Consider the following 9,637-nt stretch of genomic DNA (forward strand, 5'->3'; position numbering starts at 1 on the left):
GGCCCGTACCCCCTTCACCGGGGGTGCGGGCCCGCCGTCGTGCGTGGGGAAGGCGTCGATCGAGGCGACGTCGAAACGGTTGCCGGATCGGGACATCGGCGAATGCGAACGTTTGCCCGGACCGTCGTACGCTCTGCCGGTCAGATCATGTGGAGAACCTGTGACCGCAGGAGTGTGCCGTGCCGCCCGCCCTTCGCCCCGCCGCGCTCGCGGCGGCCCTGCTGCTGCTCGGTGCCGGCACCGGCTGCAGCGTCCTGGCCGCCCCCGGCACCGCCGTCCCCGGTGAGCCGGCGCCGGTGCCGCCCCGGCAGGTGGTGCTCGCGGCCGCCCAGGCACTGGACGACACCGGCGGCGCCCGGATCGACGTGGTGCGGGAGGGGCCGGACGGCAGGCGCACCGCCGGCGGCACCCTGGCCTGGGGCGACCGGGACGAGGCCGCGCTGACCGTCACCGACGAGCTGGGGTCCGGGCGGCTGACCCTGCGGGACGGCGCGATCGACCTCGCCTACCAGGGCGGCCCCGACAAGCACGCGGACCGCGCCACCGCCGAGTCGCTCGACCCGAAGGCCGGCGCCGACCCGGAGGGCTACGCGGGCGGCTGGACCACCGCGCTGATCACCGACCCGGGCAGCCGGGCGTACGCGATCGCCCAGACCGACCGGCTGAGCTCACTCGGCGGCGAGCAGCTGGACGGGATGACCGTCGCGCACTACCGGGGATCCGCGCCGGTGGCCCAACTCTTCGGCGCGGAACGGCAGCTGAGCCCGCAGCGGCTCGCCCCGACGGTCGACTGGTACCGGCAGCGCGGGGTGGCGGAGATCGGCTACGACCTGTGGATCGGGCCCGGCCAGCGGTTGTTGAGGCTGCGCGAGACGGTCCGCGGCAGTGCCGGAACCACGGTGACCACGACCGACGTCTCAGCCTCCGCGGCCGGGGATCCGTCGACCGCCGCCGGGAATGCGCCGACCGGCGCGGGGGATGCACCGACCGCCGTGGGGGGTGCACCGACCACCGCGGCCGGGTGAGGGGAGCGGGATATCCGGTGCGGCGCCGATCGGGTGATCCGTTAGAGTCCGCGTGAGAAGAAGCTGAGAATCGGCTCTTCCGAAAACCTGAATCGCTACGGGGGGTACCTTCCATGCGCGCTGTGCGCCTCGCCTCGACCGCTGTCACCGCGGCGGTCCTGCTGGCCGCTCTCACCGCCTGCGGCAGCGGCAGCGGCAAGAGCGGCGACGACGCCAAGAGCCCCGACACCAAGAGCGCCGCGACCAAGGACCCGGGCTCCCTGGCGGCCGCGCTGACCGGCGACCCGAAGGCCGCGCTGGCCGCCGCCGCCCTGGTGATGCAGAAGGCCGGCAACGGCAAGGTCGCCATGATCACGCCGGACAGCTCCCAGCCCGGCGGCGCCGGCACCGCCGACTGGAAGGACCCGGGCAAGGCCTCCGTGGACCTCACCAGCGACATGGAGGGCAAGAAGCTCAAGGTCCGGGTGATCGGGACGGACGCCTACGTCGGCGGCGACGACACCGCAGCCCCGGCGCTGGGCGGCAAGCACTGGGTCAAGGTGCCCGCCTCCGAGGAGATGGGCAGCGCCTTCCTGGTGATGGGTCAGATGATGAACCCCGTCGCCCAGCTCACCGTCGCCGGCCAGAGCGGCAAGCCGAGCAAGGTCGGCGAGGAGACCGTGGACGGCGTCCGGACCACCCACCTGCGGGCGGTCGAGGACACCTCGGTCCTGGTGGCCGGGATGACCTCGCTCTCCGCCGAGCAGCGCCAGTCCGTCCAGAAGACGCTGGAGGAGGACGGCAAGACCCTCACCATCGACTTCTGGCTGAACGACAAGCAGGAACTCGTGAAGTACCGGGAGTACGGCGACACCAACGGCGAGTCGAAGGCCGTCACCGTCACGTACTCGGATCTGGGCAAGGGCGCGAAGTTCGAGGCGCCCGCCGCCGGCGACCTCGGGTCCCCGGCGGACCTGCTCAAGCTGCTCGGCTGACGGCGGGCCACCGGCCCGCCCGCACCGCCGACCGGCTCACGCCCCCGGGCGCACCGTGCGCCCGGGGGGTTCTCGAGGGGGGAACCCATGGCTGGAACCCGCAACACCGCCCTGGCCGTCGTGCTCGCCGCGCTGGCCCTGACCGCGACCGCCTGCAACAGCGACGACGGCAAGAGCGCGGCCCCGGCCGCGCCGGGCTCGGCCGCCGCCGCGAACACCCCGTCCACCGCGCCGACCTCCGCCGCCCCGGTGAAGGTGAGCCCGGCGGCCTACCTGGAGCAGGTCACCCAGAAGGTGAGCGCCGCCAAGTCGGCCAAGGTCGACGAGGCGATCACGATCGGCCCGATCGCCATGAAGGGCACCGGTGCGATGTCCTGGGCCGACGGTCTCCAGGGCGAGCTCACGATGGACTTGTCCGGCTCCCCCATGGGGCAGGCCCTCGCGAAGATCACCGGCAGCGACTCCGCGCCGTACCGCTTCGCCAAGGACGGCATGTACCTGCGCCTCGGCGGCGAGGCGGTGGACGCGCTGGGCGGCCGCCACTGGATGCACTACAGCCAGGCCGACCAGGCCAAGGCCACCGGGGGCAGCTCCGACCAGCTGAAGGACGCGGACCCGGTCGAGGGCGTGCGGGCGCTGATCGCCACCGGCAAGGTGACGGAGGTCGGCCAGGAGACCGTGGCCGGAAAGGCGACCACCCACTACTCCGGTGTGCTCGACCTGAACGACATCACCGCGGCGGCCGGCAAGGGCATGACCCAGCAGCAGCTCGACCAGCTCAAGGAGAAGCTGAGGACCGCCGGCATCTCCAAGGAGACGATCGACGTCTGGGTCGACGCCGACCAGCTGGTCGTCCAGCGCACCGAGACCGGCGACACCAAGGCCGGCGCGTTCAAGGCCTCCGTCCTCTACTCGGACTACGGCGTGGCGGTCGACACCACCGCGCCGGACCCCTCCGACACCGTGGAGGCGTCCGAGCTGCAGAAGCTCGCGGGCTCCGCCGGCTGACCGCGGCCGGACGTACGGCCGTCCGGAGGCGGTCGAATCGCTGAGGCTTCCCCAGGGGGCCACCACCCCTCGATCCCGGTCCGGATGGCAAGGTGGCCGGGTGAGAGAGGAACGGACGATGGCGGGACGGCAGCGGCTCGCGGCGCTGGCTGCCGTGGTCGTGCTCGCGGCCGGGCTGACCGGGTGCGGCGGGGGCGGCAGAGCCGCCGTGACGCCCTCCGGCAGCCCGACCTCCGCCGGCGCCCCGTCGACCGGTGCGACGCCGAGCGGGCCGGCCAAGCCGACCGACCGGTCGCCGCACGGGGTGCTGCTCTCCGCCGAACTGGCCATGCAGACCGCCCGCCGGGCGAAGGTCAGCTACCGGCTGGGCGCGGACGCCGGCTACGGCCCGCTGTTCTGGGCGCCCAAGACGGCGCTGCAGGTCAAGCGCTCCACCCCGGCCGACGCCGAGCAGCTGATCGTCGTGGACACCGTCGCCTACCAGGGCGGCGACGCCGCGACCGCCGCCCGCAACGGGGGCCGGCACTGGGAGCGCTTCTCCGTCCCGCCCGGCCCGGACGGCCGCAAGGAGGTCCCGTACGCGGGGCTGATCGACCTGCTGAACCCGGTGGAGGCGCTGACCGCGGCCACCGCCGACGGTGTGGACCCGGCCTTCGTCGGCGAGGAGAAGCTCGAGGACTCGACCGTCGAGCACTACCGGGTGACCACCACCGCCGAGCGGTACGCGGCCGCCCAGACCCAGCTGAGCCAGGCCCGGCGGGACGGCCTGCGGGCGGCCCTGGCACCGGGCGGTTCGCTCTCGCTCACCGTGGACCTCTGGCTGAACGACAAGGACCAGCTGGTCCGCCTCCAGCGCACCGGCACCGGGGACAGCGGCCGGGCCGACGACTCCGTGGTCTACTCCGACCTCGCCGGGCCGCTGCTCTCGGCCCAGGCCCCGGCCGAGACGGACACCGTGGACACCGGGGTCCGGACGGTCTCCCCGCTGGCGCGCTGAGGGGCGCCGGCGCTCCGTGCGGCCGCCGGCGGTCCGAGGGACGCGGAGATCCGCCGAGGGTCCACCGACCCGTCCGGGGTTCACCCGTCCGAGGGCGATTTGCGCCGTACGAACGAGTCCGGCTACTGTGGCGGAAGCCAAAGACCGCTGGTTGTCGCCGTGCGCCCGTCAGGGAGCCGGTGGCCGAAGGATCTGTGCCCAGCACAGGCAGCCCGCGCAGGTGTGTTTGGAGCTTGGACTTCCGGTCCCGCGTCCGCGCGGTCGCCGTCGAGGTCGTGGAGAGCCCCGTGCGCCCTGCGCACCGGGGCTCGTTGCATTTCGCAGGAGCTTTCCTTCCGTCCGGCCGGTTCGAGGCGTGAATGGTCGACTTTCGCGGTCGGCCGGACTTCGACATCACGGAAGGAGGCGTAAGCCTATGGCCAGGCCCGACAAGGCTGCCGCCGTCGCCGAGATCACGGACAAGTTCCGTGGCTCCGCCGCGGCGCTGCTGACCGAGTACCGCGGTCTCTCGGTGAAGCAGGTCAAGACCCTGCGTCGCTCGCTCGGCGACAACGCCGAGTACGCCGTGGTGAAGAACACGCTGACCAAGATCGCGGCCAATGAGGCCGGGATCTCCGAGCTCGACGACCTGTTCAACGGTCCGACGGCTGTCGCCTTCGTCACCGGTGACCCGGTGGAGTCGGCGAAGGCTCTGCGTGACTTCGCCAAGGAGAACCCCGCTCTCATCATCAAGGGCGGTGTCCTTGACGGCAAGGCGCTGTCCGCCGATGAGATCAAGAAGCTCGCGGACCTCGAGTCCCGCGAGGTGCTGCTCGCCAAGCTGGCGGGTGCCCTGAAGGCCAAGCAGTCCCAGGCTGCCGCGCTCTTCCAGGCCCTCCCGTCGAAGCTCGTCCGCACCGTGGACGCGCTGCGCGACAAGGTCGAGCAGGGCGGTGCCGGTACGCCGGCTCCCGCCGCCGAGGACGCGGCCGCCGAGTAATTCGGCAGGCTCACGCCTCGCTGCGGGCCCGTACGCCCGCCAACCCGTACATCCGGCACCACCTGCCGATTTAGTGGAAGGACGCCAATCATGGCGAAGCTGTCCCAGGACGAGCTGCTCGCGCAGTTCGAGGAGCTCACCCTCATCGAGCTCGCTGCCTTCGTGAAGGCCTTCGAGGAGAAGTTCGACGTCACCGCTGCCGCCCCGGTCGCCGTGGCCGCCGCCGCCGGTGGTGCCGCTGGCACCGAGGCCGCCGTCGAGGAGCAGGACGAGTTCGACGTCATCCTCGAGTCGGCCGGCGACAAGAAGATCCAGGTCATCAAGGAGGTGCGCACCCTGACCTCCCTCGGCCTGAAGGAGGCCAAGGACCTCGTTGACACCGCTGGTGCCAAGGTTCTCGAGAAGGTCGCCAAGGACGTTGCCGAGAAGGCCAAGGCTGCCCTCGAGGGCGCCGGCGCCAAGGTCACCGTCAAGTGATCCTGTGCCCCCTCTGAGGGGGCGCCGGGCCGGGCCGATCACCCTTGCGGGTGGTCGGCCCGGCCTTTTCGCGTTCCGGGGCCGGCCGGAACCACCGGTGTGGCCGATCGCGCACTCGGCAGTGTCGGCGCCGAGGAGTATGGTGATCACCGTCGTCGACGGTGGCCCCCACCACGGCTTCTGTAACGCCGGAGGGGTTCCGGCCGATAGACGGATCGAGGTCCGCACCGCCGGCGGGCCCTTGACGAACCCGGCGCGGCGCGCGATTCTCAAGGCGCGAGTCCGCCCGGTTGGTTTGCGGCTGGATGCATAACCAGCGGCTCCGGCGGGAAATGACTCCACGTGAGTTAGAGCAGTACCCGGTGGGCGCTCCGCGTCCGCCGGCTACCGGGAGGAGTCTCCGATTCGGTCTCCGAATCAGAGCTGGACAGCAGTGTGGCCTTTGGCTACACTGTCCCTTTGCGCTGCCTGTTAGCTGCTCCGTGACTCGTCGCCCGGAGTTTGCGTTGCCCTGAAGGGGTCTGGCACCGCCTCCGCAAATCGGCTCTGACCTGGGGTTTCGCCCCCGGCAGAGGCCGGTGGCCACGGAGGTGGGGTCAAGGCTCAAGCAGGCCCGGCTGGTACGCGCGTAGTGAGCTCCGAGCCCTCGGAAGGACCCCCCTCTTGGCCGCGCCGCGCAACGCCTCGAACAATTCCGCCGCATCCACCGCCCCGCTCCGCGTCTCCTTCGCGAAGATCAAGGAGCCCCTCGAGGTCCCGAACCTCCTGGCCCTGCAGACCGAGAGCTTTGACTGGCTGCTCGGCAACGCGGCCTGGAAGGCCCGGGTCGAGGAGGCGCTGGAGTCCGGTCAGGACGTCCCCACCAAGTCCGGTCTGGAGGAGATCTTCGAGGAGATCTCGCCGATCGAGGACTTCAGCGGGTCGATGTCCCTGACCTTCCGCGACCACCGTTTCGAGCCGCCGAAGAACTCCATTGACGAGTGCAAGGACCGCGACTTCACGTACGCGGCCCCGCTCTTCGTCACGGCCGAGTTCACCAACAACGAGACCGGTGAGATCAAGTCTCAGACGGTCTTCATGGGCGACTTCCCGCTCATGACCCACAAGGGCACGTTCGTGATCAACGGCACCGAGCGTGTCGTCGTGTCGCAGCTGGTCCGCTCCCCGGGTGTGTACTTCGACTCCACCCTGGACAAGGTGTCCGACAAGGACATCTACTCCTGCAAGGTCATCCCCTCGCGTGGTGCCTGGCTGGAGATGGAGATCGACAAGCGCGACATGGTCGGCGTCCGCATCGACCGCAAGCGCAAGCAGTCCGTCACCGTGCTGCTCAAGGCGCTCGGCTGGACCAACGAGATGATTCTCGAGGAGTTCGGCGAGTACGAGTCGATGCGCAACACCCTGGAGAAGGACCACACCCAGGGCCAGGACGACGCGCTGCTGGACATCTACCGCAAGCTGCGTCCGGGCGAGCCGCCGACGCGCGAGGCCGCGCAGACGCTTCTGGAGAACCTGTACTTCAACCCGAAGCGCTACGACCTGGCCAAGGTCGGCCGGTACAAGCTCAACCGCAAGCTGGGCAACGCCGAGTCGCTGGACTCCGGCGTGCTCACCGAGCCCGACATCATCGGTGCGATCAAGTACCTGGTGAAGCTGCACGCCGGTGAGACGGAGTGGCGCGACGAGACCGGCCGCGACATCGTGGTCGAGGTCGACGACATCGACCACTTCGGCAACCGCCGCCTGCGCAACGTCGGCGAGCTCATCCAGAACCAGGTCCGTACGGGTCTCGCCCGCATGGAGCGCGTCGTGCGCGAGCGCATGACCACCCAGGACGTCGAGGCGATCACGCCGCAGACCCTGATCAACATCCGGCCGGTCGTCGCCTCCATCAAGGAGTTCTTCGGCACCAGCCAGCTGTCGCAGTTCATGGACCAGACGAACCCGCTGTCGGGCCTGACCCACAAGCGCCGTCTGTCCGCCCTCGGCCCCGGCGGTCTCTCCCGTGAGCGCGCCGGCTTCGAGGTCCGTGACGTGCACCCCTCGCACTACGGGCGCATGTGTCCGATCGAGACCCCCGAAGGCCCGAACATCGGTCTGATCGGGTCGCTGGCCTCGTACGGCCGGGTGAACGCCTTCGGCTTCATCGAGACCCCGTACCGCAAGGTCGACGAGACCGGCCTCGTGACGGACCAGGTGGACTACCTGACCGCCGACGAGGAGGACCGCTTCGTCATCGCCCAGGCGAACGCTCCGCTCACCGCGGACAGCCACTTCGCCGAGCCGCGCGTCCTGGTCCGCCGCCGTGGCGGCGAGATCGACTACGTGCCGGGCACCGAGGTCGACTACATGGACGTCTCGCCGCGCCAGATGGTGTCGGTCGCGACCGCCATGATCCCCTTCCTCGAGCACGACGACGCCAACCGCGCGCTCATGGGCTCGAACATGATGCGCCAGGCGGTGCCGCTGCTGAAGAGCGAGGCCCCGCTGGTCGGCACCGGCATGGAGTACCGCTGCGCCGTCGACGCCGCCGACGTGATCACCGCCGAGAAGGCCGGTGTGGTCCAGGAGGTCTCGGCCGACTACGTCACCGTGGCCAACGACGACGGCACGTACACCACGTACCGCGCCGCCAAGTTCACCCGCTCCAACCAGGGCACCTCCTTCAACCAGAAGGTGCTCGTGGACGAGGGTGCCCGGGTCGAGGCCGGCCAGGTGCTGGCCGACGGCCCCTGCACCGACGCGGGCGAGATGGCCCTCGGCAAGAACCTGCTCGTGGCGTTCATGTCGTGGGAGGGTCACAACTACGAGGACGCGATCATCCTGTCGCAGCGCCTCGTGCAGGACGACGTCCTCTCCTCGATCCACATCGAGGAGCACGAGGTCGACGCCCGTGACACCAAGCTCGGCCCCGAGGAGATCACCCGGGACATCCCGAACGTCTCCGAGGAGGTCCTCGCCGACCTCGACGAGCGCGGCATCATCCGGATCGGCGCCGACGTCGTCACCGGTGACATCCTCGTCGGCAAGGTCACCCCGAAGGGTGAGACCGAGCTGACCCCCGAGGAGCGCCTGCTCCGCGCGATCTTCGGCGAGAAGGCCCGCGAGGTCCGCGACACCTCGCTCAAGGTCCCGCACGGTGAGTCCGGCAAGGTCATCGGCGTGCGCGTCTTCGACCGCGAGGAGGGGGACGAGCTTCCCCCGGGCGTGAACCAGCTGGTCCGCGTCTACGTGGCCCAGAAGCGCAAGATCACCAACGGTGACAAGCTCGCCGGCCGCCACGGCAACAAGGGTGTCATCTCCAAGATCCTCCCGGTCGAGGACATGCCCTTCCTCGAGGACGGCACCCCGGTCGACATCATCCTCAACCCGCTGGGTGTCCCGTCCCGAATGAACCCGGGACAGGTCCTGGAGATCCACCTCGGGTGGCTCGCCAAGCAGGGCTGGGACGTCTCCGGCCTCGCCGACGAGTGGGCCCAGCGCCTGCAGGCGATCGGCGCCGACCGGGTCACGGGTGGCACCAACCTCGCCACCCCGGTCTTCGACGGCGCCCGCGAGGACGAGATCACCGGTCTGCTGGACAACACCACCCTCACCCGCGACGGTGAGCGCCTGGTGAACTCCACCGGCAAGGCCCGGCTGTTCGACGGCCGCTCCGGCGAGCCGTTCCCGATGCCGATCTCGGTCGGCTACATGTACATCCTCAAGCTGCACCACCTGGTCGACGACAAGCTCCACGCCCGTTCGACCGGTCCGTACTCGATGATCACCCAGCAGCCGCTCGGTGGTAAGGCGCAGTTCGGTGGTCAGCGCTTCGGTGAGATGGAGGTGTGGGCCCTGGAGGCGTACGGCGCTGCGTACGCGCTGCAGGAGCTGCTCACCATCAAGTCCGACGACGTCCTCGGCCGGGTCAAGGTCTACGAGGCCATCGTCAAGGGCGAGAACATCCCCGAGCCCGGCATTCCCGAGTCCTTCAAGGTTCTCATCAAGGAAATGCAGTCGCTCTGCCTCAACGTGGAGGTGCTGTCCTCGGACGGCCAGTCCATCGAGATGCGGGACTCCGACGAGGACGTGTTCCGCGCCGCCGAGGAGCTCGGCATCGACCTGTCCCGGCGCGAGCCGAGCAGCGTCGAAGAGGTCTGACGGAGGCCGGGCCGGCTGCCCCGAGCAGCCGGCC

The 9,637-nt window shown here is 70.3% G+C and carries 7 protein-coding genes; all 7 read left to right on the forward strand.

What is annotated here, in order from left to right; genetic code table 11:
* Positions 1 to 179 precede the first annotated feature (179 nt).
* The 7 genes from ABT247_RS28130 (at position 180) to rpoB (ending at position 9,603) form a co-directional block, all read left to right on the forward strand.
* On the forward strand, positions 180 to 1,025 hold the full coding sequence (locus tag ABT247_RS28130) for a hypothetical protein (protein ID WP_350747775.1): 846 nt from the start codon (positions 180 to 182) through the stop codon (positions 1,023 to 1,025).
* A gap of 113 nt (positions 1,026 to 1,138) precedes the next feature.
* Positions 1,139 to 1,999 carry an SCO4651 family lipoprotein gene (locus ABT247_RS28135; RefSeq protein ID WP_350747778.1) on the forward strand — a complete coding sequence of 287 codons (861 nt, stop codon included), beginning with the start codon at positions 1,139 to 1,141 and terminating at the stop codon, positions 1,997 to 1,999.
* An 87-nt stretch (positions 2,000 to 2,086) separates the two neighbouring features.
* A complete protein-coding gene (locus ABT247_RS28140) occupies positions 2,087 to 3,007 on the forward strand; it encodes an SCO4651 family lipoprotein (protein ID WP_350747781.1) in 921 nt (306 codons plus the stop codon).
* 118 nt (positions 3,008 to 3,125) lie between these two features.
* Positions 3,126 to 4,004, forward strand: coding sequence for an SCO4651 family lipoprotein (locus tag ABT247_RS28145; protein ID WP_350747784.1), 879 nt, complete (start codon positions 3,126 to 3,128; stop codon positions 4,002 to 4,004).
* 415 nt (positions 4,005 to 4,419) lie between these two features.
* Positions 4,420 to 4,983, forward strand: a complete 564-nt coding sequence (rplJ, locus tag ABT247_RS28150; protein ID WP_350747787.1) for a 50S ribosomal protein L10 — start codon at positions 4,420 to 4,422, stop codon at positions 4,981 to 4,983.
* 90 nt (positions 4,984 to 5,073) lie between these two features.
* On the forward strand, positions 5,074 to 5,460 hold the full coding sequence (gene rplL / locus ABT247_RS28155; protein WP_350747790.1) for a 50S ribosomal protein L7/L12: 387 nt from the start codon (positions 5,074 to 5,076) through the stop codon (positions 5,458 to 5,460).
* 663 nt (positions 5,461 to 6,123) lie between these two features.
* Positions 6,124 to 9,603, forward strand: coding sequence for a DNA-directed RNA polymerase subunit beta (gene rpoB / locus ABT247_RS28160; RefSeq protein WP_350747793.1), 3,480 nt, complete (start codon positions 6,124 to 6,126; stop codon positions 9,601 to 9,603).
* Positions 9,604 to 9,637: the final 34 nt, after the last annotated feature.

The organism is Kitasatospora sp. NPDC001539 (assembly GCF_040298565.1).
GTDB lineage: Bacteria > Actinomycetota > Actinomycetes > Streptomycetales > Streptomycetaceae > Kitasatospora.